This is a genomic window from Pseudomonas gingeri, from assembly GCF_013385425.1.
Taxonomy (GTDB): Bacteria; Pseudomonadota; Gammaproteobacteria; order Pseudomonadales; family Pseudomonadaceae; genus Aquipseudomonas; species Aquipseudomonas gingeri_D.
Map to the genome: position 1 here is coordinate 301,239 of NZ_JACAQA010000009.1, position 22,982 is coordinate 324,220.

The 22,982-nt window shown below is 63.2% G+C and carries 25 protein-coding genes; 10 read left to right on the forward strand and 15 right to left on the reverse strand.

Annotation, left to right across the window (positions count from 1 at the left end; translation table 11 throughout):
• Positions 1-9: 9 nt before the first annotated feature.
• The 5 genes from HX830_RS15075 to HX830_RS15095 all read right to left on the reverse strand — a co-directional run bounded on the left by HX830_RS15075 (position 10) and on the right by HX830_RS15095 (position 6,378).
• Positions 10-1,473, reverse strand: coding sequence for a M16 family metallopeptidase (locus HX830_RS15075; RefSeq protein WP_152736809.1), 1,464 nt, complete (start codon positions 1,471-1,473; stop codon positions 10-12).
• The gene (locus HX830_RS15080) at positions 1,466-2,812 is read right to left on the reverse strand and encodes a M16 family metallopeptidase (protein WP_152736810.1); all 1,347 of its coding nucleotides are present in this window, start codon (positions 2,810-2,812) and stop codon (positions 1,466-1,468) included. Before HX830_RS15080 ends, HX830_RS15075 begins: the two co-directional genes overlap by 8 nt.
• A gap of 112 nt (positions 2,813-2,924) precedes the next feature.
• Entirely contained in the window at positions 2,925-3,539 is a 615-nt protein-coding gene (rsmD, locus tag HX830_RS15085; protein WP_152736811.1) for a 16S rRNA (guanine(966)-N(2))-methyltransferase RsmD, read from the reverse strand.
• Positions 3,539-5,029 carry a M16 family metallopeptidase gene (locus HX830_RS15090; protein ID WP_152736812.1) on the reverse strand — a complete coding sequence of 497 codons (1,491 nt, stop codon included), beginning with the start codon at positions 5,027-5,029 and terminating at the stop codon, positions 3,539-3,541. Before HX830_RS15090 ends, rsmD begins: the two co-directional genes overlap by 1 nt.
• Positions 5,026-6,378, reverse strand: coding sequence for a M16 family metallopeptidase (locus tag HX830_RS15095; RefSeq protein WP_103494451.1), 1,353 nt, complete (start codon positions 6,376-6,378; stop codon positions 5,026-5,028). Before HX830_RS15095 ends, HX830_RS15090 begins: the two co-directional genes overlap by 4 nt.
• Positions 6,379-6,552: 174 nt before the next feature.
• Between HX830_RS15095 and ftsY the strand changes: the two genes are divergently transcribed.
• From ftsY to rpoH, 4 genes are all read left to right on the forward strand, one after another.
• Positions 6,553-8,031 carry a signal recognition particle-docking protein FtsY gene (gene ftsY / locus HX830_RS15100; RefSeq protein ID WP_177100988.1) on the forward strand — a complete coding sequence of 493 codons (1,479 nt, stop codon included), beginning with the start codon at positions 6,553-6,555 and terminating at the stop codon, positions 8,029-8,031.
• Entirely contained in the window at positions 8,028-8,699 is a 672-nt protein-coding gene (ftsE, locus tag HX830_RS15105; RefSeq protein WP_100944599.1) for a cell division ATP-binding protein FtsE, read from the forward strand. Before ftsY ends, ftsE begins: the two co-directional genes overlap by 4 nt.
• Complete coding sequence (gene ftsX, locus HX830_RS15110) at positions 8,696-9,718, forward strand: permease-like cell division protein FtsX (RefSeq protein ID WP_152736814.1); 1,023 nt, start codon at positions 8,696-8,698, stop codon at positions 9,716-9,718. Before ftsE ends, ftsX begins: the two co-directional genes overlap by 4 nt.
• A 129-nt stretch (positions 9,719-9,847) precedes the next feature.
• Entirely contained in the window at positions 9,848-10,702 is an 855-nt protein-coding gene (gene rpoH, locus HX830_RS15115; protein ID WP_100944601.1) for an RNA polymerase sigma factor RpoH, read from the forward strand.
• Positions 10,703-10,889: 187 nt separating this feature from the next.
• On the opposite strand, the gene mtgA is transcribed toward rpoH, so the two are convergent.
• A complete protein-coding gene (mtgA, locus tag HX830_RS15120) occupies positions 10,890-11,612 on the reverse strand; it encodes a monofunctional biosynthetic peptidoglycan transglycosylase (protein WP_103494448.1) in 723 nt (240 codons plus the stop codon).
• Positions 11,613-11,682: 70 nt separating this feature from the next.
• Between mtgA and HX830_RS15125 the strand changes: the two genes are divergently transcribed.
• The 4 genes from HX830_RS15125 to trmB all read left to right on the forward strand — a co-directional run bounded on the left by HX830_RS15125 (position 11,683) and on the right by trmB (position 13,943).
• Positions 11,683-12,060 (forward strand): DUF423 domain-containing protein, encoded by a 378-nt coding sequence (locus tag HX830_RS15125; protein ID WP_177100990.1) that lies wholly within the window; start codon positions 11,683-11,685, stop codon positions 12,058-12,060.
• Positions 12,061-12,147: 87 nt separating this feature from the next.
• A complete protein-coding gene (gene thiS, locus HX830_RS15130; protein WP_100944604.1) occupies positions 12,148-12,348 on the forward strand; it encodes a sulfur carrier protein ThiS in 201 nt (66 codons plus the stop codon).
• A gap of 65 nt (positions 12,349-12,413) precedes the next feature.
• Positions 12,414-13,208: a thiazole synthase gene (locus tag HX830_RS15135; protein WP_100944605.1), complete on the forward strand. Its 795-nt coding sequence runs from the start codon at positions 12,414-12,416 to the stop codon at positions 13,206-13,208.
• A gap of 9 nt (positions 13,209-13,217) precedes the next feature.
• Positions 13,218-13,943 (forward strand): tRNA (guanosine(46)-N7)-methyltransferase TrmB, encoded by a 726-nt coding sequence (trmB, locus tag HX830_RS15140; RefSeq protein WP_103494446.1) that lies wholly within the window; start codon positions 13,218-13,220, stop codon positions 13,941-13,943.
• Between the two features lie 27 nt (positions 13,944-13,970).
• Here the strand turns inward: trmB and HX830_RS15145 are convergent, their stop codons facing one another.
• From HX830_RS15145 to HX830_RS15185, 9 genes are all read right to left on the reverse strand, one after another.
• Positions 13,971-14,294 (reverse strand): DUF3392 domain-containing protein, encoded by a 324-nt coding sequence (locus HX830_RS15145; protein WP_060781995.1) that lies wholly within the window; start codon positions 14,292-14,294, stop codon positions 13,971-13,973.
• 9 nt (positions 14,295-14,303) lie between these two features.
• A complete protein-coding gene (gene hemW / locus HX830_RS15150; protein ID WP_371317515.1) occupies positions 14,304-15,506 on the reverse strand; it encodes a radical SAM family heme chaperone HemW in 1,203 nt (400 codons plus the stop codon).
• Positions 15,503-16,099, reverse strand: a complete 597-nt coding sequence (gene rdgB / locus HX830_RS15155) for an RdgB/HAM1 family non-canonical purine NTP pyrophosphatase (protein WP_103494444.1) — start codon at positions 16,097-16,099, stop codon at positions 15,503-15,505. Before rdgB ends, hemW begins: the two co-directional genes overlap by 4 nt.
• Entirely contained in the window at positions 16,096-16,530 is a 435-nt protein-coding gene (locus tag HX830_RS15160) for a DUF4426 domain-containing protein (RefSeq protein ID WP_177100992.1), read from the reverse strand. Before HX830_RS15160 ends, rdgB begins: the two co-directional genes overlap by 4 nt.
• Before the next feature lie 26 nt (positions 16,531-16,556).
• Positions 16,557-17,177 carry a methionine biosynthesis protein MetW gene (metW, locus tag HX830_RS15165; RefSeq protein ID WP_103494442.1) on the reverse strand — a complete coding sequence of 207 codons (621 nt, stop codon included), beginning with the start codon at positions 17,175-17,177 and terminating at the stop codon, positions 16,557-16,559.
• Between the two features lie 7 nt (positions 17,178-17,184).
• Positions 17,185-18,324, reverse strand: coding sequence for a homoserine O-succinyltransferase MetX (gene metX, locus HX830_RS15170; protein ID WP_103494441.1), 1,140 nt, complete (start codon positions 18,322-18,324; stop codon positions 17,185-17,187).
• Positions 18,325-18,401: 77 nt separating this feature from the next.
• Entirely contained in the window at positions 18,402-18,992 is a 591-nt protein-coding gene (locus HX830_RS15175; RefSeq protein WP_103494440.1) for a YggT family protein, read from the reverse strand.
• 18 nt (positions 18,993-19,010) lie between these two features.
• Positions 19,011-19,829 (reverse strand): pyrroline-5-carboxylate reductase, encoded by an 819-nt coding sequence (gene proC, locus HX830_RS15180; RefSeq protein WP_103494439.1) that lies wholly within the window; start codon positions 19,827-19,829, stop codon positions 19,011-19,013.
• A 33-nt stretch (positions 19,830-19,862) separates the two neighbouring features.
• Positions 19,863-20,549, reverse strand: a complete 687-nt coding sequence (locus HX830_RS15185; protein WP_152736823.1) for a YggS family pyridoxal phosphate-dependent enzyme — start codon at positions 20,547-20,549, stop codon at positions 19,863-19,865.
• 56 nt (positions 20,550-20,605) lie between these two features.
• Here HX830_RS15185 and HX830_RS15190 point away from each other — a divergent pair, with 56 nt between their 5' ends.
• A complete protein-coding gene (locus HX830_RS15190; protein ID WP_103494437.1) occupies positions 20,606-21,640 on the forward strand; it encodes a type IV pilus twitching motility protein PilT in 1,035 nt (344 codons plus the stop codon).
• A 64-nt stretch (positions 21,641-21,704) separates the two neighbouring features.
• Positions 21,705-22,811: a PilT/PilU family type 4a pilus ATPase gene (locus tag HX830_RS15195; protein ID WP_152736824.1), complete on the forward strand. Its 1,107-nt coding sequence runs from the start codon at positions 21,705-21,707 to the stop codon at positions 22,809-22,811.
• Positions 22,812-22,982 lie beyond the last annotated feature (171 nt).

The following is a 22,982-nucleotide window of genomic DNA, read 5'->3' on the forward strand; positions in this document are numbered from 1 at the left end:
CGCAGCTTTTTATCCGGGCGGCAGGGCGCGAGGCTGGCAACTGGGTCCCCGCACCTGGAGATCGGGCAACGCTTGCTGGGCGACGCTCGGGCCGGTGCTGGTCACCACCCAGCTCTCGGCATCAAAGTGCTTGTTCAAGGCCGTCCTGATCATTTCGCGGGTCAGTTGCTGGGCCTGTTCGGCGTAGTCCGTCAGGCTCAGTGGCAGGTCGTGACGCGCGATCACCAGCAGCGCCTGGAGGATATCCGCATTGCTGGCGCCATTCAGGGCCATGTCACCGCGCAGGCTCAGCTTGATGTTCTGCAGTTCCTGCTCGGTCGGGCCGTCTTTCAGGAGTTGTTCGAACATCCGCTTGACCCGCCGGATAACGGCTTCGCGGTATTCGGGAGGGGTCGAGAGGTTGATATGGAACGGGCCCCGGGCTTGCCAGTTCTTGAGTTGGGCCTCAGCCGAATAGGTGACGCCGTGCTGTTCGCGCAGGACTTTCATCAGGCGGCTGTCGAAGCCGCCGCCAAAAATCAGGCTGGCCACGTAGAGGGCGACGTAATCGGGATGATTCCGGGGCGGAGCGATCTGGGCGAAATCCAGATGAATCAGGGTGGTCGGCTGTTCGATATGGAAGGTACCGACGACACTGTCTTCAGGCCGGGCGCTGGCGGTGGGTGGCAATGCCGGACCTTTGGGCAAAGCGTCGGAAATCTTCACGCTGATGCTCTGTGCCTGCTCCAATGAGAGATCACCGACCAGCAGGATAATGGCGTTGCCCGCGCTGTAAGCCTTGCTGTGAAAGCTGCGCAGCTGCTCGGCAGTGATTTCCCCGATACTTTCCCGAGTGCCATAGAGAGGCTGGGCATACGGGTGCCGTGGGTAGAGCGGCGGTGCAAAGCGATGACTGATCCAGGTGTCGATGGCGACATCCTCGCGCATTTGCCGGTCGATGATCTCGCTCTTGACCCGGCGGATGGCGTCGCGGGTGAAGCTGGGTTTGCTCAACACTTCGCTCAACAACTGCAGGGCCGGTGTGCGGACAGCTTCGTCGCTGAGACTGCGCAGGGTGAAAAAGCCATGGTCGCGGTCAATGCCATTGCCCAGCTTCACCCCCAGGCTGTCGAACGCGGTCAGGATGGTGTCGACATCCTTGCCCTCCGACCCTTCGTTGAGCAGGCTCAGGGCCATGGCCGCCAAGCCGGGTTGCTCGCCGTCATAACGGCTGCCGGCGGCAAAGCTCACGGCCACATCGAGCAAGGGCAGGCCATGGGTTTCAACGAAGAGCACCTTGCTCCCGCTGAGGGTTTTCCAGCCGCGAACAAGGCGGGTGGTGGGGGTGGGGGCCAGGTACTGGACCGCGCTCAGCGATTGCAGGGGATTGACGGTCGACAGCTCGCCGCCAGCGGATGCCCTCGGCCCGGGGGTGGCAGGGGTGCAGATGAATGTCAGCAGAACGCTCGATAACACCAGGTTAGTCTTATTCATGGTGGGTTTTCCCGGGGCTGGCCAGGGCAACGCTGAGTCGCTCGTGGGTGAAGTAGGTTTGCGCGGCGCGTTGAATATCCAGGGGCGTGACGGCTTTCAGTTGTTCTTCTTCCAGTTCCTCCAGGGGCCACGACAGGCCGACGCTTTCCAGGCCGCCGAGTTTCTGCGCCTGGTTTTCCAGGGAGTCGAGGGCAAAGACGCGTTTCGCCATTATCCGGGTGCGCGCGCGCTCCAGCTCCTGGGCGCTGACAGGTGAGCGTTTGAGCTCGTCGAGCAGTTGCCACAGACGTGTCTGAAGGTCGTCCAGGCTGGGATTTTTCAGAGTGTCCAGGTCGACGACGATCTTCAACAAGGCGTCTCCCCGGTTGAAGGCCTCATAGCGCGAGTGAGCCCGGGTGACCAGCTCTTCATGGAACTTCAACTCCCTGAAAAGCCGCGAGCCGGAGCCGACGCCAAGCAGTTCGTTGAGCAGGCGCAAGGTGTGCGCGGTATGCGGATCGGCGGCGGTGACCAGGCTGGGCACGTTGAACGCCATGATCAGGCTGGGAAACTCATTACGGGTCTGGAGCATGATCCGTCGCTCGCCCGGCTCGTTCAGCTCCAGTGGGGGCTTGGTCTCTGGCAGCGTTCGGCCGGGCAGGTCGGCGAAGTAGCGCCGGGCCAGGGTTTCGACCTCCCCGGGGGTGATATCGCCGACCACCACCAGGGTGGCGTTGTTCGGCGCGTACCAGGTGGCGTACCAGCGTTGCAGTTGTTGGGCGTTCATGCGTTGCAGGTCGTGTAGCCAGCCGATGGTCGAGGTGCGATAGCCGCTGGTGGTAAAGGCGATGCTGCGCATCTTCTCGTCGAGCAGTGTCCCTGGGGTGTCATCGACGTTCTGCAGCCGCTCGTTTTTGATCACCTCGATTTCACGCCGGAAGGCGGCTGGCGAAAGTCGGGCGGTGCTCATCTGGTCGGCCATGATTTCCAGCGCGACGCCCAGGGCATGGCGTGGCATCAGGTATTCGTAGGTGGTGCTGTCATGGTTGGTGAAGGCGTTGATCCGCGCGCCCAGGCGTTCCATGATCTCGAACGCCTGGCCGGGGCAGACTTTGCTGCTGCCCTGGAACAACAGGTGTTCCAGGGCATGGGAAAGCCCTGATTCACCCGGTGGTTCGTGACTGGAGCCGACTTTGTACCAGAGCTGGGCCGCCACGACGGGGGCTCGATGATCTTCGCGCACGATGATTTTCAAACCGTTGTCGAGCATCAGCTCGTGGGTGCTGGGCAAGGGGGTGGCGAGGGCGATGACCGGCAGGAAAAGCAGGCCGAGTGCACATCGTGGGTAGGGGCATTTCATCCTTCGGGGGCCTTTTGAGCTGCAAAGGAACACCTTGATCCGGATGACGGAGGGGCTGGCGGTAGCGGGATAGTGACGGCGGTCTGAGGCTTGGCTCGAACCGCCGCTCAGGTTATTGGCTGGCTATGCTGCGCTGCCACAGCGCGTAGTGGACCCGCCCGGACTTCTGCTCGCGGTGCAGGCGCCAGTTGCCCGGCAGGCCGAGGCCCGAGGGGGCGTTTTCGCTTTCGGTGTAGACCCACGCGTCGTCGGCCAGCCACTGGCGTTCTTCCAGCAGGGCGCAGATGCCGGGCAGCAGGTTCTGGTTGAACGGCGGGTCGAGGAACACCAGGTCGAAGGCCGTGGCCGCCTGGGTTTCCAGGTAGCGCATGGCGTCGGCGGTCTGCACCTGGCCGACGCTGCAACGCAGGGTGCCCAGGTGTTCGCGCAGGTTGGCCACCGCCAGGTTGCTGGCGTCCAGTGCCTGGCCCATGGCCGCGCCACGGGACAGGGCCTCGAGGAACAAGGCGCCGCTACCGGCGAACGGGTCGAGCACCTTGGCCCCGGCGACATAGGGCGCCAGCCAGTTGAACAGGGTTTCGCGCACCCGGTCCGGGGTCGGCCGCAGCCCCGGGACATCCGGGAAGCTCAGGCGTCGGCTGCGCCATTCGCCACCGATGATACGCAGTTGATTCACACCGTTATGGGGGTGAGCGGGTTTCTTGCTGGGACGCGATGGGCTGGCCATTAATGCTCCGGAACCCCGAGCGGCTGCTCGGCGGGTTTGTCAGTCGGTGGCGGCAGGGGCTTTTGCGGCACCGTGGGCCCTGCGGTGACGACGATCATCTTGTCGACACTCAGGTGTTTGTTCATGGCGGACTTGATCTGCTCGACGGTCAGCGCCTGGGTTTGTTGCACGAAGTTTTCCAGGTAATCGAGTGGCAGGTCATAGAAACCCATCAGGCCCAACTGGCCGACGATGCTGCTGTTGCTCGCATTGGAAAGCGGAAAGCTGCCGGACATTTCGCGCTTGGCGTCGTCGACTTCCTTCTGGGTCGGGCCGTTTTTCAGGTAGTCGGCGACCACGTCGTCCACCAGTTTGAGCGTGCCTTCGCTCATTTCGGCGCGGGTTTGCAGGTTGATCTGGAACGGACCCCGGACCTGCATCGGCGAGAAGCCCGAATAGACACCATAGGTCAGGCCGCGTTTTTCCCGCACTTCGCTCATCAGGCGGGTGCCGAAACCGCCGCCGCCGAGGATCTGGTTGCCCAGGGACAGGGCTGCGTAGTCCGGGTCGGTGCGGTCGATGCCCTGTTGGGCCATCAGGATGGTGGTCTGCTTGGACGGGAACTCGATATGCCCGACGCTGGCTTTCGGTTCAGCCGGCTGGGCGATCTTCGGCAAGGCCGGGCCCTTGGGCAGGGCGGCGGAGACCTGGCTGGCGATGCCTTCGGCTTCGCTGCGGGACAGATCGCCGACCAGCGCGATCACCACGTTGCCGGCCGCGTAGGCCTTGGCATGGAAGGCGCGCAGCTGTTCCAGGGTAATCGGCGGAATGCTCTGTGCCGTACCTTCGCTCGGGTGCGCGTAGGGGTGATCGCCATACAGGCGCTTGGACAGGTCCAGGCTCGCCAGCTTGCCGGGGTTCTGCTTCTGGTATTCGAAACCGGCCAGCAACTGGTTCTTGATCCGCGCCAGGGAGTTGGCAGGGAAGGTCGGCTTGCCCACCACCTCGGCGAACAGCTTCAGCGCCGGCTCGCGTTTGTCCGGGGCGCTGAGGCTGCGCAGCGAAGCAATCGCCATGTCCTTGTAGGAACCGTTGCCGAAGTCAGCCCCGAGGCCTTCGAAGCCCTGGGCAATGGCACCGACGTCCTTGCCGGCCACGCCTTCATTGAGCATGGCGTTGGTCAGCGCGGCGAGGCCGGCGGCGTTGCCGTCCTGGCTGCTGCCGGCGGCGAAGGTCAGGTTCAGGTTGAACATCGGCAGTTCATGGGCTTCGACGAACAGCACCTTGGCGCCTTCGGCGGTTTTCCAGGTCTGTACGTTCAGGCTGCGGTGCGCCGGCGCCTTGCCGTCCAGCTCCGCCAGCGATTGCAGCTTGTGGCCGGACTTGGCCGCGTCCAGGGCCTGGCTGGCCTGGGTATTACGCGCATCGAACAGATAAAAGCCGATACCGCCCGCCGCGACGGCGAGGGTCAGGGCGAGCAGGGCGAAACGTGGCCCCTTGGACTGACTCATTGGGCGCTCTCCTCGGGCAATACATGGGCGACGCTGAGGCGCTCGCGGGTGAAATAGGTACGGGCGGCTTTCTGCAGATCCTGCGGCGTGACGCTTTGCAGGTCGGCCAGTTCGGTGTCCATCATTTTCCAGGACAGGCCGACGGTTTCCAGGATGCCGATGGCGCTGGCCTGGCTGGTGATGGAGTCACGTTCGTAGACCAGGCCGGCGATCACCTGGGCACGTACGCGTTCCAGCTCTTCGGCGCTCGGTGCCTGGGTTTTCAGTTGGTCGAGCAGGCGCCAGAGGCCGGCCTCGGTGTCGGCCAGGGTTTTTTTCTTCTGGCTGTTGGGGGTGGCCGAAAGCAGGAACAGGGTGTCGCCACGGGTGTAGGCGTCGTAGCTCGACGAGCCGCCGGAGATCAGCTCTTCGCCACGCTCCAGTTGCGACGGCAGGCGCGCACTGTAGCCGCCGTCGAGCAGGGCGGCGATCAGGCGCAGGGCGGTGACCGAACGCTTGTCTTCGGCGGTGGCGAAGCTCGGCACGTTGAAGGCGAGCATCAGGCTCGGCAACTGGGTCTTCACATGCAGGGTGATCAGGCGTTCGCCGGGCTCGTCGAGTTCCCGCGGGATCTTCGCCGGCGGTGTGTCACGCCGGGGGATGGCGCCGAAATAGCGTTGGGCCAGGGTTTTGACTTCATCCGGGGTGACGTCGCCGACCACCACCAGGGTGGCGTTGTTCGGTACATACCAGGATTGGTACCAGTGGCGCAGCTCTTCGACCTTCATGCGGTCGAGGTCGGCCATCCAGCCGATGGTCGGCGTGTGGTAGCCACTGGCCGGATAGGCCATCGCCTTGAAGCGCTCGAAGGCCTTGCCCATGGGCTTGTCGTCGGTGCGCAGGCGGCGCTCCTCCTTGATCACTTCGATTTCCCGGCTGAACTCGTCGGCCGGCAGGCGCAGGCTGGCCATGCGGTCGGCTTCCAGTTCCAGGGCCACGCCCAGGCGGTCGCGGGCCAGGACCTGGTAATAGGCGGTGTAGTCGTCGCTGGTGAACGCGTTTTCTTCGGCACCGAGGTCCCGCAGGATCAGCGAGGCTTCGCCCGGGCCGACCTTGGAGCTGCCCTTGAACATCATGTGTTCCAGGGCGTGGGACAGGCCGGTCTGGCCCGGGGTTTCGTAGCTCGAGCCGACCTTGTACCAGATCTGCGAGACCACCACGGGCGCGCGGTGATCCTCGCGCACGACGACCTTCAAACCGTTGTCGAGGGTGAATTCGTGGGTCGGTTGCGGGTCGGCGGCCAAGGCGGCCAGGGGTAGGCAAAGCGTGCTGAGCAACAGGCCAGCGGCACGGCGGGCTAGAGCATTCATTCGTTTTCAAACCTGTAGTACGGCCCGCGTGATCTTAGCGTCGGCGGGCGAGGAGGTGCTAGGATACTGCGTTGCGCGCGAACAATCTGGTCAAAAGGCAGTCTGTTGCGCATCAGAATATTATTTGCCGAAGCGCCACCTTGGCGCGTCGCTACCGTGAGATAGCCGTCCTCCATGTTTGGTTCCAACGACGACAAGAAGACCCCAGCCCCGGCTGGCGAGAAAAAAAGCCTGTTCGGCTGGCTGCGTAAAAAACCGCAGGAAGCCGTCGTCGAACAGCCACAACCGACCCCCGAGGCCACGCCCGCGCCAGTGAGCGAGGCACTGCCGGTGGCTGCCGAGCCGTTGCCGTTCAGCGTGCCGGTGGTTGAAACGCCGGCCGTCGCGCCGGTTGCCCCGGTACATGAGCCCTGGCCGAGCCTGCCCGTGGCCGAGGAGCCGGTGGCTCTGGTCGAGGATGTTCAGGCACCGCATATCACCCCGCCGATCCCGCTGACGGCTGTTGCGCCGGTCGCTGAAGTGGCCGCACCTGAACCGTTCATCGCCGGACCGGTGCCAGCGCCGGTCATTGCGCCGATTGTCGAAGCTCCAGCTCCAGTCTCTGCACCTGCACCAGTCCCGGCACCCGCGCCGGTCGTGGCGCCTGTGGTTGTTCCGGCGCCGGTTGCGGTGGCTGAACCGGTGACTGCCGAACCGGCCAAGCCCGTTTCCGAAGAGACCAAGGTCGGCTTCTTTACCCGCCTCAAACAGGGCCTGTCCAAGACCAGCGCCAGCATTGGCGAAGGTATGGCCAGCCTGTTCCTGGGCAAGAAGGCCATTGACGACGACCTGCTCGAAGAGCTGGAAACCCGCCTGCTGACCGCCGACGTGGGCGTTGAAGCCACCTCGGTGATCATCCAGAGCCTGACCCAGAAAGTCGCCCGCAAGCAGTTGACCGACAGCGACGCGCTCTACGCCTCGTTGCAGGCCGAGCTGACCGCGATGCTCAAGCCGGTCGAACAGCCGCTGAAGATCGATTCGCAGCACAAACCCTTCGTGATCCTGGTAGTGGGCGTCAACGGCGCCGGCAAGACCACCACCATCGGCAAACTGGCGAAGAAGCTGCAGCTTGAAGGCAAGAAGGTCATGCTGGCGGCGGGCGATACCTTCCGCGCGGCGGCGGTGGAGCAACTGCAGGTGTGGGGTGAGCGCAACCAGATTCCGGTCATCGCCCAGCACACCGGTGCCGATTCGGCTTCGGTAATCTTCGATGCGGTACAGGCGGCCAAGGCCCGCGGTATCGACGTGCTGATCGCCGACACCGCCGGTCGCCTGCACACCAAAGACAATCTGATGGAAGAACTGAAGAAGGTCCGTCGGGTGATCGCCAAGCTCGACGTAGAGGCGCCCCACGAAGTGCTGCTGGTGCTCGACGCCGGGACTGGGCAGAACGCCATCAACCAGGCCAAGCAATTCAACCAGACGGTCCAGCTTACCGGCCTGGCATTGACTAAGCTCGATGGGACCGCCAAGGGCGGGGTGATCTTTGCCCTGGCCAAGCAGTTTGGCCTGCCGATTCGTTACATCGGCGTCGGTGAAGGGATCGATGATCTGCGTACCTTCGAAGCCGAACCCTTTGTCCAGGCCCTTTTCGCGGAGCGGGAGCATTCATGATTCGTTTCGAACAGGTCGGTAAGCGCTATCCGAACGGTCATGTCGGCTTGCATGAACTGAGCTTTCGGGTGCGTCGTGGTGAATTCCTGTTCGTGACCGGGCATTCCGGCGCGGGCAAAAGTACCCTGTTGCGCCTGCTGCTGGCGATGGAGCGTCCGACCACCGGCAAGCTGCTGCTGGCCGGGCAGGACCTGGGCCAGATCAGCAACGCGCAGATTCCGTTCCTGCGCCGGCAGATCGGCGTGGTGTTCCAGAACCACCAGTTGCTGTTCGATCGCACGGTGTTCAACAACGTCGCCTTGCCGTTGCAGATCCTCGGCCTGTCCAAGGCCGAGATCGTCAAGCGGGTGGATTCGGCCCTGGAGCGCGTGGCGCTCTCGGACAAGACCGACCTCTACCCCGGCGATCTTTCCACCGGCCAGCAACAGCGCGTCGGTATTGCCCGTGCCATCGTCCATCGCCCGGCCTTGCTGCTGGCGGACGAACCCACCGGTAACCTCGACCCGCGCCTGGCGGCGGAAATCATGGGCGTGTTCGAAGACATCAACCGCCTGGGCACCAGCGTGCTGATCGCCAGCCACGACCTGGCCCTGATCGCCCGCATGCGCCACCGCATGCTGACCCTGCAACGCGGCCGATTGATCGGCGACGGGGAGGCAGGCGAATGAGTGCGACTCGCAGCCCCAAGGTAGCCGAACGCGTGGCCCCGAAAGCCAGCGACCCGCAGCCGCCGAAGAAAAAACGCAACGAAGACGACGGTCCGGACTTCGGCACCCTGCTCAGCGCCTGGATCGAAAGCCATCGCGCCAGCCTGTTGGACAGCCTGCGCCGCCTGGGCAAGCAGCCGATCGGCAGCTTCTTTACCTGCCTGGTGATGGCCGTGGCCCTGAGCCTGCCCATGGGCTTGTCGCTGCTGCTGAACAATGTCGAGCGACTGGGTGGCTCCTGGCAGCGCGCGGCGCAGATCTCCCTGTACCTGCAACTGGATGCCAGCCCGACCGAAGGCGCGCACCTCAGCGAACAGATCAAGGCCATGCCCGGCGTCGCGGATGCCGAGTACATCAGCAAGGAAAAGGCCCTGGACGAGTTCCAGCAGCAGTCGGGCCTGGGCGAAGCCCTCAAGGAATTGCCGCAGAACCCCCTGCCGGGGGTGGTGCTGGTGACGCCGAACGAAGTCGACAAGGCGACATTGGAAGCCCTGCGCCAGCGCCTGGCCGAGTTGCCCAAGGTGCAACAGGCGCAACTGGACCTGGTCTGGGTCGAGCGTCTGGCGGCTATTCTCAAGCTGGGCGACCGGTTTGTCTTCGGCCTGACGGTGCTGCTGGTGTCGGCATTACTTTTGGTGATAGGCAATACCATTCGTCTTCATATTGAAAACCGCCGCACCGAGATCGAAGTGATTAAACTGGTCGGCGGCACTGATAGCTATGTGCGTAGGCCTTTTCTCTATATGGGCGCGCTTTATGGCTTTGGTGCCGGGTTTTTGTCCTGGGGAGTGCTGGCTTACGGCCTGAACTGGCTGAATGACGCGGTGGTCGGGCTGGCCGGTCTCTACGGCAGCGACTTTTCCCTGGCCGGTGTGCCGGTGGCCGATGGTCTGTCATTGTTGCTTGGGGCGGTGCTCTTGGGGTATATCGGTGCTTGGATTGCGGTCGCACGGCATTTACGTGAGCTGGCACCGAAGTAGTTAATGTCAGATTAATGTGGTTTCGTTTGTATTGACCGTATTGGTGGTTTAGGGAACTTGTCCTACGGTTCCCGGTCAATTTTCGCAGTGCATCACTGCACGAGTTATGTGAGTCGGAGGTTTTTTCGTATGACCACTTCTTTGCAACCTGTCTACGCGTTGGTCCCGGGTGCGAACCTGGAAGCCTACGTGAACACGGTGAACAGCATTCCCTTGCTGACGCCGGAGCAGGAGCGTGAACTGGCCGAGAGTCTCTATTATGAGCAGGATCTTGGGGCGGCTCGGCAGATGGTGCTCGCCCACCTGCGTTTTGTCGTCCATATCGCCCGTAGCTATTCCGGCTACGGGCTGGCCCAGGCTGACCTGATCCAGGAAGGCAACGTCGGCCTGATGAAGGCCGTGAAGCGCTTCAACCCGGAAATGGGTGTGCGCCTGGTGTCGTTTGCCGTGCACTGGATCAAGGCGGAAATCCACGAGTTCATCCTGCGCAACTGGCGCATTGTGAAAGTGGCCACTACCAAGGCCCAGCGCAAGCTGTTCTTCAACCTGCGTAGCCAGAAAAAGCGTCTGGCCTGGCTGAACAACGAGGAAGTCCACCGCGTGGCTGAAAGCCTCGGCGTGGAACCCCGTGAAGTGCGCGAGATGGAAAGCCGGCTGACCGGCCAGGACATGGCCTTCGACCCGGCGGCGGAAGCCGACGACGACAGTGCCTTCCAGTCTCCGGCCAACTACCTGGAAGACCACCGGTATGACCCGGCGCGTCAGCTGGAGGATGCCGATTGGAGCGAAAACTCCAACAGCAACCTGCATGAAGCCCTGGAAGTGCTCGACGAGCGCAGCCGCGACATTCTCTACCAGCGCTGGTTGGCGGAAGAGAAAGCCACGCTGCACGACCTGGCGCAGAAGTACAACGTTTCGGCCGAGCGGATTCGCCAGCTGGAAAAGAGCGCGATGAACAAGCTGAAGTTGTCGATTGCCGCTTAAGTGCTGAAGCAATAAAAAACGCCCCGATCTGATCGGGGCGTTTTTGTTTCGACGTTCGAAATTTTCGGCGTCTGGACAGGCCTCATCGCGAGCAAGCTTGCTCCTACAGGGCCAGCCTCGTTCACAACATTGTGGCTCGCCGCCAACACTGTTAGGAGCAAGCTTGCTCGCGATCAGGTCCTGGAGATCACAACGCCCAGGGTGCCTTGCGCGAGTTGTTCAGCCCGCTCAGGTACTCATCCCCACCCAACTGGCTCATCTGCTGGCGAATCCAGCCCGCCCGGCGTGCCACGTAGGTGCTCGGGTGACTGGCGCTCCATTCCCGCGGATTGGGCAGCACCGCCGCCAGCAGGCTGGCCTGCTGGCGCGACAAGCCCGCCGCGCTCACGCCGAAGTGATGCCGCGCCGCCGCTTCCGCGCCGAACACGCCGTCGTCCCATTCCACGCTGTTCAGGTACACCTCGAGAATCCGCTGCTTGGGCCACGTCAGTTCGATCAGCGCGGTAAACCAGGCCTCCAGCCCTTTACGCAAATAACTGCGCCCCGACCACAGAAACAGGTTCTTCGACACCTGCTGGCTCAAGGTGCTGGCGCCGCGAATCGAACCGCCGCGCTCGTTGTGTTCAAACGCAGCTTGGATCGCATCAAAGTCGAACCCCCAGTGCTCGGGGAATTTCTGGTCCTCGCCGGCCATTACCGCCACTTTCAACTCGTCGGAGATCTGTTCCCACGGGCGCCAGCTGCGTTGCAGGTCAATGGGCTCGCCATCGGTCCAGGACTCGATCTTGCGTTCGACCATCAGCGCGGTCCCGGGCGGCGGCACCCAACGAAACAGCAGCACCAGCAACACACTGCCGATGGCGAACCATTTCAGGACGGTGACGAGGCGGCGGAAAAGGAATGACAACATAGAGATGGCTTGGCCGGGGCGTGGGAGCGGGCCATTATACAGACCCTGTGCCCCCTGAATGGAGTTCGTCATGTTGCGTGGTTTTTTGCTGCTGGCCGCCTTTTTCGGTTTTACCGGCGTCGCCCTCGGTGCCTTTGCCGCCCACGGCCTGAAAGACCGCCTGAGCTCGGAGTACCTGGCGATCTTCCACACCGGGGTGACCTATCAGCTGGTGCACGCCCTCGCGCTGTTCGGCGTGGCGCTGCTGGCGACCCATATTCCGGGGCGTCTGGTCACCTGGGCCGGCCTGTCGTTCGCCTTCGGGATTATCCTGTTCTCCGGCAGCCTGTATCTGTTGACCCTGACCGGTGTGAGCAAGCTGGGCATCATCACCCCGTTCGGCGGCCTGGGCTTCCTGATCGGCTGGTTCTGCCTCGGTCTGGCCGCCTGGCGCCTGCAGGCGGCTTGAGCTGAGCGCCAGGTCGACGAATGGCTTGGGTCGCCCGGACTGATCGGGCTAGAATGCTGACCCCTAAAAATGATGGCAGCCCGGCGCATGCGCATTCAATTGAACGGTGAACCCTTTGAACTGCCCGATGGCGAGACCGTCGCGGCGTTGCTGGCCCGGCTCGACCTGGTCGGGCGGCGGGTGGCGGTGGAGCTGAACCTGGATATCGTCCCGCGCAGCCAGCATGCCGACACCGCCCTGCGTGAAGGCGATCAGGTCGAAGTGGTACACGCTATCGGTGGCGGTTAATCGCCCCTGCAGTCCCACGCCCTGATCCACCCTGCAAGCCCTCAACCTTTCAAGAGGATTTCCGAATGAGCACTGTTCGCAGCGACAAGCCCTTCGTGCTGGCCGGCCGTACCTATCAGTCCCGTCTTTTGGTGGGTACCGGCAAATACCGCGACATGGAAGAAACCCGCCTGGCCATCGAGGCCTCGGGGGCCGAGATCGTCACCGTGGCGGTGCGCCGGACCAATCTGGGGCAGAACCCGGGCGAACCTAACCTGCTGGATATCCTGCCGCCGGATCGCTACACCATCCTGCCGAATACCGCCGGTTGCTACGACGCCATCGAAGCCGTGCGCACCTGCCGCCTGGCCCGTGAGCTGCTGGACGGCCACAACCTGGTGAAGCTGGAAGTCCTGGCCGACCAGAAAACCCTGTTCCCCAACGTGATCGAAACCCTCAAGGCCGCCGAAGTGCTGGTCAAGGAAGGTTTCGACGTGATGGTCTACACCAGCGATGATCCGATCATCGCCCGGCAACTGGCGGAAATCGGCTGTATCGCGGTCATGCCGCTGGCCGGCCTGATCGGCACGGGCCTGGGGATCTGCAACCCGTACAACCTGCAGATCATCCTCGAAGAAGCCAAGATCCCGGTGCTGGTGGATGCCGGTGTCGGCACCGCCTCCGACGCCACCATCGCCATGGAACTGGGTTGCGAGGCGGTGCTGATGAACTCGGCCATCGCCCACGCCCAGCAGCCGATCCTGATGGCCGAGGCCATGAAACACGCCATCGTTGCTGGTCGCCTGGCCTACCTCGCCGGTCGCATGCCGAAAAAACTCTATGCCAGCGCTTCCTCGCCGCTGGATGGTCTGATCAAGTAAGAGCCTTTGATGACTGAATCGAACGACACGCCAATCCAGCCGGAAGAAGGCGAAGAGCGCCAACACCGCCGTATCAAGAGTTTCGTGATGCGCGCCGGGCGCATGACCGAAGGCCAGCAGAAGGGCCTGGAGCAGGGCACGCCGCTGTTCGTCCTGCCGCTGGCCGATGCGCCGGTGGATTTCGACCAGGTGTTTGGTCGCTCGGCACCGCGCTCGCTGGAAATCGGCTTCGGCATGGGGCATTCCCTGCTGGAGATGGCGGCGGCGGCACCCGAGCAGGATTTTATCGGTGTGGAAGTGCACCGTCCGGGTGTTGGGGCGCTGCTCAATGGCGTGTTGACCCAGGGTTTGAAAAACCTGCGGGTCTACGACTGCGATGCCATTGAAGTGCTCAACCGCTGTGTGGCGGACAACAGTCTGGACCGGCTGATGCTGTTTTTCCCGGATCCGTGGCACAAGAGCCGCCATCACAAGCGGCGTATCGTCCAGGCGTCCTTTGCCGAGCTGGTGCGCAGCAAGCTGAAGGTCGGCGGGATCTTGCATATGGCCACCGACTGGGAGCCGTATGCCGAATACATGCTGGAAGTGATGAGCGTCGCCCCGGGTTATCGCAACCTGGCCGAAGACGGCAAATGCGTGCCGCGTCCGGCCGAACGCCCGATCACCAAGTTCGAACGCCGTGGCGAACGACTGGGACACGGGGTGTGGGACCTGAAGTTCGAGAAACTGGCCTGAGGCCGATGGCGGTGAAGCGCGTTCCAATCAGCGCCGATCCGCCACCACCCCGATCAATACCAGCACCACCAACAACACCGGCGCCAGGCTGTAGTTGTTGAACTGGCTCAAGCCGCGCACCACCCAGGGCGTGGCGTAGATCAAGGCCGCGCCGCTGCCGATCATGCACAGCAGGGCCAGCAGCGGTACGCGCAAGGCACCGGCAATGCTGCCCAGGCGTTGATCGATCCAACCCTTGATATCCGCGCCAAACAGCACCAGCAGGCAGCCCACCAGCGCCAGGGCGATTTCCGACAGGTTGCTGCGGCTCCAACGCGATACCGTGGCGAGCAGGTCGAGTACCAGGTCCATGGGGTTTCCTTAGGTCAAAAAGTATTGCAGCAGGTCGTTGAGAAACAGCTGCCCGCGGTCGGTGGCCGCCAGGCGTGACGGTTCGACCCGCAACAGGCCACTTTGTTCGGCCTCGGCGCGTGCTTCGTTCAAGCTGTCGAGACTAAGCCCGGTACGTTGCGCAAACAAGACGGCGTCAACGCCCTCGGTCAGGCGCAGGGCATTCATCAGGAACTCGAACGGCAGCTCTTCGTTGGCCAGGGCTTTCTCCCCGGCCTGGAAGGCCTTGGCCGGGTTCAGGTAGTCCTTCGGCAGGCGGGTTTTCCAGGTCCGGACGATGCGCCCGTCCGGGTGGCTGAGCTTGCCATGGGCACCGGCACCGATACCGATGAAATCACCGAAGCTCCAGTAATTGAGGTTGTGCCGCGCCGCCCGTCCGGGCTGGGCATAGGCCGAAACTTCGTACTGGGCGTAACCGTGCTCGGCCAACAGCGCCTGGCCGGCTTCCTGGATATCCCACAGGGTGTCGTCTTCCGGCAGGGTCGGCGGCTGGTTCCAGAACACCGTGTTCGGCTCCAGGGTGAGCTGGTACCAGGACAGGTGCGTGGGCTTCAAGGCAATGGCCTGGCGCAGATCAGCCAGGGCATCTTCCAGGGACTGGTCCGGCAAACCGTGCATCAGGTCCAGGTTGAAGTTGTCGAACCCGGCCTGGCGCGCCATATCCGCCGCCCGCACGGCTTCGCCGCCGGTATGGATGCGGCCGAGGGCCTTGAGCTTGTCTTCCTGGAAACTCTGGATGCCGATGGACAGCCGATTGATGCCCAACTGGCGATAGGCGATGAATTTTTCCTGTTCGAAGGTCCCGGGGTTGGCTTCCAGGGTGATTTCGATATCGCCGGCAAACGGAATACGCGCCTCGACGCCCTTGAGCAAACGCCCCAGCGCCGGGGCGCTGAACAGGCTGGGCGTGCCGCCACCGAAGAAGATCGAACTCAATTCACGGCCATACACCGCGTGCAGGTCCTGGTCGAGGTCGGCCAGCAGTGCGTCGACATACTCCTCTTCCGGCAGCACCGGGCTGGCGGCATGGGAGTTGAAATCGCAATACGGGCATTTGCGCACGCACCAGGGGATATGGATATACAGCGCCAGGGGCGGCAACTGCGCCATGGCCGCCCGAGGGATTGGCGCGCTGCCGTGGATCAGCGGCGGCGCTACGTGGGGCTGGGTCATTTCAGGCCCAGGCGCTGGCGCAACAGGGCCATGGCGCGGGCGCGGTGGCTGAGCTGGTTTTTCTCGACCGGACCCAGTTCAGCGCTGGAGCAGTCACGCTCCGGCACCCAGAACAGCGGATCGTAGCCAAAACCGTGCTCGCCGCTGGCGGCGGTGAGGATGCGCCCGTGCCACAGGCCTTCGCAGAGAATCGGCAGCGGGTCATCGGCATGCCGCACCAAGGCCAGCACGCAGACGAACTGCGCGCCGCGCTCGGCGGTGGGGACGTCCTTCAGGGCCTCGAGCAGCTTGGCGTTGTTCGCCGCATCGCCCTGGCCATCGGCATAGCGGGCCGAATAGATACCCGGCGCGCCACCGAGGAAGTCCACTGCCAGCCCGGAATCGTCGGCCAGCGCCGGCAGGCCGGAAATGCGTGACGCATTACGGGCTTTCAGGATGGCGTTTTCGACGAACGACAAGCCGGTTTCTTCCGGCTCGACGCTGCTGAACTCACCGATCGAGCGCAGTTGCACCGACCCACCGAGCATGGCCTGGAGTTCTTTGAGTTTGCCGGCGTTGTGGCTGGCCAGTACCAGTTGGCTGAAGTTCATCATTCGCCTGGGAAAAGTTCCTGATTGAAGCTGAAAGTGTGGGCATCACCGCCGGCGGTGACGGTGATTTCGAAGATGCGGTTTTCCTGCTGCGGTACCGGGTATTGCGCCAGGTAGTAGACGGCGCCCTGCTCGGTAATCTGCTTGAAGTTCAGTGTGACGCTCTTGCCGGTCAGGTCCTTCACATTGCCGCTGACCTGGGCGACCAGCGGTTTGCCGGCCTTGGCCACCGAGATGTTGATCACACCCTGGTCCTTGCTGCGTACCAACTCCGCACGCTGGGCAGTGTCCGGTTGAATATAGGTAGAGTTGAAGGTGTTGTAGTGCACGGTGAGGTCACCGAAGACTTCCTGGCGCTCGCTCTTGATGGCATCGGCGGCCATGGCCGTGACGCCGAAGCAGGCCGCCACCAGAAACACAATTGAACGCAGCATGATCATTCTCCTCGAGGCAGTGCGGTTTATACCGCGATCTGGTGATCGCTGAGACCTGGGCTGCTGACGCGATAAATGCCGATCTCACCTAATAGATTAGGCCATAGCTTACTGGCCCACCCATGGCGGTGCTGTTGATCCACGGCAAGCCGGTTGATCACCTTGGCGGTCCGCTCGCGGCACAGTGCCTCGAAGTCCTCGAAGGTGCAGAAGTGGATGTTCGGCGTGTTGTACCAGGTGTACGGGAGGAATTCCGAAACCGGCATCCGACCCTTGCTCGCCAGGTACCAGCGGCAGCGCCAGTGACCGAAGTTGGGGAAGGTGATGATGCACTGGCGCCCGACCCGGAGCATTTCGTCGAGGATCTTGTCCGGGTAGTGCACGGCTTGCAGGGCCTGGGTCATGACCACGATATCGAAGCTGTTGCTGGCAAAGTTGCCGAGGCCCTTGTCCAGGTCCTGCTCGATGACGTTGATGCCCTTGGCCACGCAGGTGGCGATGTTCTCCGGGTCGTTTTCCAGGCCGTAGCCGGTGACCTGCTTGTTGTCCCGCAGCCAGGCCAGCAGTTCGCCGTCGCCGCAGCCGAGGTCGAGCACGCGGCTGCCGGCGGGGATCCAGTCTTGGATGATTTCCAGGTCGGCTCTCATGGCGTCCTCACAGCGTAATTCGGTTCATGTAGTTGCCGAACGCCTGCAGGTAACGCGGGATCGGGATCAGGAAGGCGTCATGGCCTTGTGGTGCGTCGATTTCCAGGTAGCAGACGTCCTTGCGCGCGGCCATCAGTGCATCGACGATTTCCCGCGAGCGGGCCGGCGAAAAACGCCAGTCGGTGGTGAAGGACATCACGCAGAAGCGGGCCGTGGCACCGGCGAAGGTTCGCGCCAGGTCATCGTTGAAGTTGGCTGCCGGGTCGAAGTAGTCCAGGGCCTTGGTCATCAACAGGTAGGTGTTGGCGTCAAAACGCCCGGAAAACTCCTCGCCCTGGTAACGCAGGTAGCTCTCGACCTGGAACTCCACGCTGTGGAAGTCGTAGTTGAGCTTTTCGCTCTTGAGGCCGCGGCCGAATTTCTCGCCCATGGAGTCATCGGACAGGTAGGTGATGTGCCCGACCATGCGCGCCAGCATCAGGCCACGCTTGGGGATCACGCCTTTTTCCTGGAACGAGCCGCCGTGGAATTCCGGATCGGTGAGGATTGCCTGGCGCGCCACTTCGTTGAAGGCGATGTTCTGCGCCGACAATTTGGGGGCCGAGGCGATGGCGACGCAATGGCGTACGCGATCGGGGAAGGTGATGCTCCATTGCATGGCCTGCATGCCGCCCAGGCTGCCGCCGATCACCGCGGCCCATTGGCCGATGCCCAGGCGGTCGGCGAGGTGGGCCTGGCTGTGGACCCAGTCTTCCACGGTCAGCACCGGGAAATCGGCGCCGAAGGGGCGGCCGGTCTCGGGGTTGATGCTGCTCGGGCCGGTGGAGCCGTTGCAGCCGCCAAGGTTGTTCAGGCTGACGACAAAGAACTTGTTGGTGTCGATGGGCTTGCCGGGGCCGATGCAGCTGTCCCACCAGCCGGGCTTGCGCTCGTCGGGGCTGTGGAAACCGGCGGCGTGGTGATGGCCGGAAAGGGCATGGCAGATCAGTACGGCGTTGCTCGCCGCGGGATTGAGGGTGCCGTAGGTTTCGTAGATCAGGTCGTAGGCCGGCAGGGAACGGCCGCAGGCCAGGGCCAGGGGCTCGCTGAAATGTGCTGTTTGCGGCACGACCAGCCCGACGGAATCGTGGGGAAAGACAGTGGACATCGACCCTGCTCACGCTTGAATGAGGCGTAAGTCTAATGAGCGGGGGGAGCAGCGGCAAGCGCCGCTCCCACAGTTGATCAGATCAAGCGGAACAGCACTTCCGGCATGCCGCTCATGACCGCCAGCGGCGGAATCACATAGCTCTGGATCAACTGGATCACCAGGAACGCCAGGATCGGCGAGATATCCAGGCCACCCAGGTTCGGCACGATCTTGCGGAACGGCGCCAGGGCCGGTTCGCTGATCTGGAATACCAGCTCGGCCGCCGGGCTATGGCTGCCGGGCGCGACCCAGGAGAGGATCACGCTGATGATCATGGCGAAGAAGAACACCTTGAGGAACAGCGAGGTGATGCCGATGACCGCCCAGATCAGCAGGTAGGCGATATTGCCGGTGACGCCGTAGCTGAGCAGCAGGATCACCGCCATCAGCAGCATCTGCACGACAATCGCCAGCACCAGCGAGGACATGTCCAGGCCGAACAGGCTTGGAATGATCCGGCGCAGGGGCTTGAGCAGGGGTTGCGTGGCTTTCACGGTGAACTGGCAGAGCGGGTTGTAGAAGTTGGCCCGGACCAGTTGCAGGATGAAACGCAGCAGGATCACCAACAGATACAGGCTGCCCAGGGTTTGAATGACAAAAATGGCAGCGCTATTGAATGCAAACATTAAGGGTTCCCTCGAGGATTACTGACCGAGTTGCTCGGCCATTTCGGCCGAACGGTGGGCGGCGGCGCCAAGCGCCTTTTCTACCAGGGCTTCGAAGCCGCCGGCCTGGAACGTCTTGATCGCGGCTTCCGTGGTGCCGGCCGGCGAGGTCACGCGACGGCGCAGCTCGGCGGCCTCGACGTCACTGGAGACGGCCATATGGGCGGCACCCAGGGCGGTCTTCAGGGTCAGTTGGCTGGCGATGTCACGGGGCAGGCCGAGTTTCTCGCCGGCGGCGGTCATGGCTTCGATCAGCAGGAAGAAGTACGCCGGGCCGCTGCCGGACACAGCGGTCACCGCGTCCAGTTGCTGTTCTTCGTCCAGCCAGAAGGCACTGCCGACGGCCGACAGCAGGGTTTGCGCCTGTTGGCGCTGTTCGGCGGACACCTGCGCAGTGGCGAACAGGCCGCTGACGCCCTGGCGCAGCAGCGCCGGGGTGTTCGGCATGCAGCGCACGATCGGCTGCTCGCCCAGCCAGCGGTTCATGCTCGCGCAGGTGATACCGGCGGCAATCGACACCACCAGTTGATGGGGCTTCAGGCTGGGACGCAAGGCTTCGCACACGGCCTTCATGGCTTGCGGCTTGACCGCCAGCACCACCACATCCGCGCCGAGGATGGCCTCGGCGTTGTCGGCAAACACTTCAATACCGTGTTCGGCCTGGACCCGGGCGCGGGTCTCGGCACCGGGATCGCTGGCGCGAATCAGCGCGGCGTCCAGGCCCTCGGCACGCAGGCCGCCGATCAGGCTGGCCGCCATGTTGCCGGCGCCGATGAAAGTGATTCGATTCTTGCTCATGACGGATCCTTAAGACGAGTGTGTGAGGCCATGTCAGGCCTGGCCATAATCGCGGGCGCCAAACAGCGCGGTACCGATCCGCACCCAGGTGGCGCCTTGGGCAATGGCCGACTCGAGATCGTGGCTCATGCCCATGGAAAGTGTGTCGAGCGGCAGGTTGAGGCTGTCTTGCAAAGTCCGCACGGTGGCGAACGCGGCGTCTTGTTCGGCACGCTCTTCGGTCGGTTCGGGGATCGCCATCAGCCCGCGCAGCTTCAGGTTCGGCAAGGCGCTGATGGCCGCGGCCAGGGCCGGCAGGTCGGCCGGGGTGCAGCCGGACTTGCTGGCCTCGCCGCTGACATTGACCTGGATGCAGATATTCAACGGCGCCAGGTCAGCCGGGCGCTGTTCGGACAGGCGTTGTGCGATTTTCAGGCGATCCACGGAGTGCACCCAATCGAAATGCTCGGCGATGGCGCGAGTCTTGTTCGATTGAATGGGGCCGATGAAGTGCCAGCACAAGGGCAGGTCGGTCAATTCGGCCTGTTTGCCCAGGGCTTCCTGCAGGTAATTCTCGCCGAAGTCCCGCAGGCCCGCGGCATGGGCTTCGCGCACGGCGGCGGCGGGCTTGGTCTTGCTCACGGCGAGCAGGCCGATGCTGGCGCTGTCGCGGCCGGCGGCCTGTGCGGCGGCAGCGATGCGGGCTGCAACGGTGGTGATGTTGTCTGCTATCGTGGTCATTCAAATTCGCCAGCAGGTCAAAAGTCTGCGGCATTCTACCTGTATTGGGGAGCCTCATGGATATCACCGAGCTGCTGGCCTTTAGCGCCAAACAGGGCGCGTCGGACTTGCACCTCTCGGCGGGCCTGCCGCCGATGATCCGGGTCGACGGCGATGTACGGCGGATCAACCTGCCGGCGCTGGACCACAAGCAGGTCCACGACCTGATCTACGACATCATGAACGACCGCCAGCGCAAGGACTACGAGGAGTTCCTGGAGACCGACTTCTCCTTCGAAGTGCCGGGCGTGGCGCGCTTCCGGGTCAACGCCTTCAACCACAACCGCGGGTCGGGCGCGGTGTTCCGCACCATTCCCTCGAAAGTCCTGACCATGAGCGACCTGGGCATGGGCGAGGTGTTCCGCAAGATCACCGAGGTGCCGCGCGGGCTGGTGCTGGTGACCGGGCCGACCGGTTCGGGCAAGTCGACCACCCTGGCGGCGATGATCGACCACCTGAACAACAACAAGCATCACCATATCCTGACCATCGAGGACCCGATCGAATTTGTCCACGAGTCGAAGAAATGCCTGGTCAACCAGCGTGAAGTGCACCGCGACACCCAGAGTTTCTCCGCGGCCCTGCGTTCGGCCCTGCGGGAGGACCCGGACGTGATCCTGGTGGGCGAGATGCGCGACCTGGAAACCATCCGCCTGGCGCTGACCGCCGCGGAAACCGGTCACCTGGTGTTCGGCACGCTGCACACCACCTCGGCGGCCAAGACCATCGACCGGGTGGTCGACGTGTTTCCGGCGCAGGAGAAGTCGATGGTTCGCTCGATGCTCTCCGAATCCCTGCAGGCGGTGATTTCCCAGAGCCTGCTGAAGAAGGTCGGCGGCGGGCGTATCGCCGCCCACGAGATCATGCTCGGTACCCCGGCGATCCGGAACCTGATCCGCGAGGACAAGGTGGCGCAGATGTACTCCTCGATCCAGACCGGCGGTTCGCTGGGCATGCAGACCCTGGACATGTGCCTCAAGGAACTGCTGACCAAGGGCCTGATCACCCGCGACAATGCCCGGGAGAAGGCGAAGATCCCGGACAACTTCTGACGCGAACCCCCGTGAGCTTCTACGCTGTCACACAGGTGTGTGCCTGATTCGCCGCGGAGAAGCCATGGAGTTCGAGAAACTGCTGCGCCTGATGGTCGAGAAGGGCGCTTCCGACCTGTTTATCACCCCGGGCCTGCCGCCGTCGCTCAAGGTCAACGGCCAGATCCTGCCGGTGACCCGCGCCCCGCTGACCCAGGAACAGACCCAGGACGCGGTGTTCGGCCTGATGACCGAGCGTCAGAAGCTCGACTTTACCCACCTGCACGAATGCAATTTCGCCATCCACCCCAAGGGCGTGGGGCGTTTTCGTGTCAGCGCGTTTTACCAGCGCAGCCAACCGGGCATGGTGTTGCGGCGCATCGAGACGCGGATTCCCGAGCTGGCCACGCTGAAGCTGCCGCCGATCATCGAGCAATTGGCACTGCTCAAGCGCGGGCTGGTGATGCTGGTCGGGGCCACCGGCACCGGCAAGTCGACCACCCTGGCAGCGATGATCGGCCACCGCAACCAGCAGGGCAGCGGCCATATCGTCACGGTCGAGGACCCCATCGAGTTCGTTCATGAGCACCAGAACTGCATCATTACCCAGCGCGAAGTGGGGATCGACACCGATTCCTACGAGGTGGCGCTGAAAAACACCCTGCGCCAGGCCCCGGACCTGATCATGATCGGCGAAGTGCGCACCCGGGAGACCATGGGCCATGCCCTGGCGTTCGCGGAAACCGGGCACCTGTGCCTGGCGACCCTGCATGCGCCGAATGCCGACCAGGCGCTGGAGCGGATCATCAACTTCTTTCCCGTGGACCGGCACCCGCAGATCTGGATGGAGCTGTCCCTCAACCTGCGGGCGATTGTCGCCCAGCAGTTGATTCCAACCCGGGATGGCCAGGGACGGCGGGCGGTGGTGGAAGTGCTGCTGAATACGCCGCTGATGGCCGACCTGATTCGCAAGGGCGAGATCAAGGAGCTCAAGGCGTTGATGAAACGCTCGACCGAACAGGGGATGCAGACCTTGGACCAGGCGTTGTATGCATTGCATCAGGAGGGGGTGATCAGCTACCGCGATGCATTGGCGTATGCGGATTCAGCCAATGACTTGCGGCTGATGATCAAGTTGGAGAAGGGGACGGGTGGTGCGGGGGCGGATAGCTTGAGCCTGGGGCCGGCCTAGGAGCTTTGTGGTGGCTGTTCTGACGCCTTCGCGGCGGTGCGGCGACCCGACAAGCCCTGCTCCTACAGTACGTCGTCGTTCACCGATTTTGTAAACGACGCAACACTGTAGGAGCAGGGCTTGCCCGCGAAGAGGCCCTCGAGAGCGCCAAAAACTTCACAGGCGCACCAC

What these genes read in the sequence shown, in the direction of transcription:
- HX830_RS15075 (WP_152736809.1), bottom strand. Translation starts at nt 1,473, where the DNA reads ATGAATAAGACTAACCTGGTGTTATCGAGCGTTCTGCTGACATTCATC.
- HX830_RS15080 (WP_152736810.1), bottom strand. Translation starts at nt 2,812, where the DNA reads ATGAAATGCCCCTACCCACGATGTGCACTCGGCCTGCTTTTCCTGCCG.
- rsmD (WP_152736811.1), bottom strand. Translation starts at nt 3,539, where the DNA reads ATGGCCAGCCCATCGCGTCCCAGCAAGAAACCCGCTCACCCCCATAAC.
- HX830_RS15090 (WP_152736812.1), bottom strand. Translation starts at nt 5,029, where the DNA reads ATGAGTCAGTCCAAGGGGCCACGTTTCGCCCTGCTCGCCCTGACCCTC.
- HX830_RS15095 (WP_103494451.1), bottom strand. Translation starts at nt 6,378, where the DNA reads ATGAATGCTCTAGCCCGCCGTGCCGCTGGCCTGTTGCTCAGCACGCTT.
- ftsY (WP_177100988.1), top strand. Translation starts at nt 6,553, where the DNA reads ATGTTTGGTTCCAACGACGACAAGAAGACCCCAGCCCCGGCTGGCGAG.
- ftsE (WP_100944599.1), top strand. Translation starts at nt 8,028, where the DNA reads ATGATTCGTTTCGAACAGGTCGGTAAGCGCTATCCGAACGGTCATGTC.
- ftsX (WP_152736814.1), top strand. Translation starts at nt 8,696, where the DNA reads ATGAGTGCGACTCGCAGCCCCAAGGTAGCCGAACGCGTGGCCCCGAAA.
- rpoH (WP_100944601.1), top strand. Translation starts at nt 9,848, where the DNA reads ATGACCACTTCTTTGCAACCTGTCTACGCGTTGGTCCCGGGTGCGAAC.
- mtgA (WP_103494448.1), bottom strand. Translation starts at nt 11,612, where the DNA reads ATGTTGTCATTCCTTTTCCGCCGCCTCGTCACCGTCCTGAAATGGTTC.
- HX830_RS15125 (WP_177100990.1), top strand. Translation starts at nt 11,683, where the DNA reads ATGTTGCGTGGTTTTTTGCTGCTGGCCGCCTTTTTCGGTTTTACCGGC.
- thiS (WP_100944604.1), top strand. Translation starts at nt 12,148, where the DNA reads ATGCGCATTCAATTGAACGGTGAACCCTTTGAACTGCCCGATGGCGAG.
- HX830_RS15135 (WP_100944605.1), top strand. Translation starts at nt 12,414, where the DNA reads ATGAGCACTGTTCGCAGCGACAAGCCCTTCGTGCTGGCCGGCCGTACC.
- trmB (WP_103494446.1), top strand. Translation starts at nt 13,218, where the DNA reads ATGACTGAATCGAACGACACGCCAATCCAGCCGGAAGAAGGCGAAGAG.
- HX830_RS15145 (WP_060781995.1), bottom strand. Translation starts at nt 14,294, where the DNA reads ATGGACCTGGTACTCGACCTGCTCGCCACGGTATCGCGTTGGAGCCGC.
- hemW (WP_371317515.1), bottom strand. Translation starts at nt 15,506, where the DNA reads ATGACCCAGCCCCACGTAGCGCCGCCGCTGATCCACGGCAGCGCGCCA.
- rdgB (WP_103494444.1), bottom strand. Translation starts at nt 16,099, where the DNA reads ATGATGAACTTCAGCCAACTGGTACTGGCCAGCCACAACGCCGGCAAA.
- HX830_RS15160 (WP_177100992.1), bottom strand. Translation starts at nt 16,530, where the DNA reads ATGCTGCGTTCAATTGTGTTTCTGGTGGCGGCCTGCTTCGGCGTCACG.
- metW (WP_103494442.1), bottom strand. Translation starts at nt 17,177, where the DNA reads ATGAGAGCCGACCTGGAAATCATCCAAGACTGGATCCCCGCCGGCAGC.
- metX (WP_103494441.1), bottom strand. Translation starts at nt 18,324, where the DNA reads ATGTCCACTGTCTTTCCCCACGATTCCGTCGGGCTGGTCGTGCCGCAA.
- HX830_RS15175 (WP_103494440.1), bottom strand. Translation starts at nt 18,992, where the DNA reads ATGTTTGCATTCAATAGCGCTGCCATTTTTGTCATTCAAACCCTGGGC.
- proC (WP_103494439.1), bottom strand. Translation starts at nt 19,829, where the DNA reads ATGAGCAAGAATCGAATCACTTTCATCGGCGCCGGCAACATGGCGGCC.
- HX830_RS15185 (WP_152736823.1), bottom strand. Translation starts at nt 20,549, where the DNA reads ATGACCACGATAGCAGACAACATCACCACCGTTGCAGCCCGCATCGCT.
- HX830_RS15190 (WP_103494437.1), top strand. Translation starts at nt 20,606, where the DNA reads ATGGATATCACCGAGCTGCTGGCCTTTAGCGCCAAACAGGGCGCGTCG.
- HX830_RS15195 (WP_152736824.1), top strand. Translation starts at nt 21,705, where the DNA reads ATGGAGTTCGAGAAACTGCTGCGCCTGATGGTCGAGAAGGGCGCTTCC.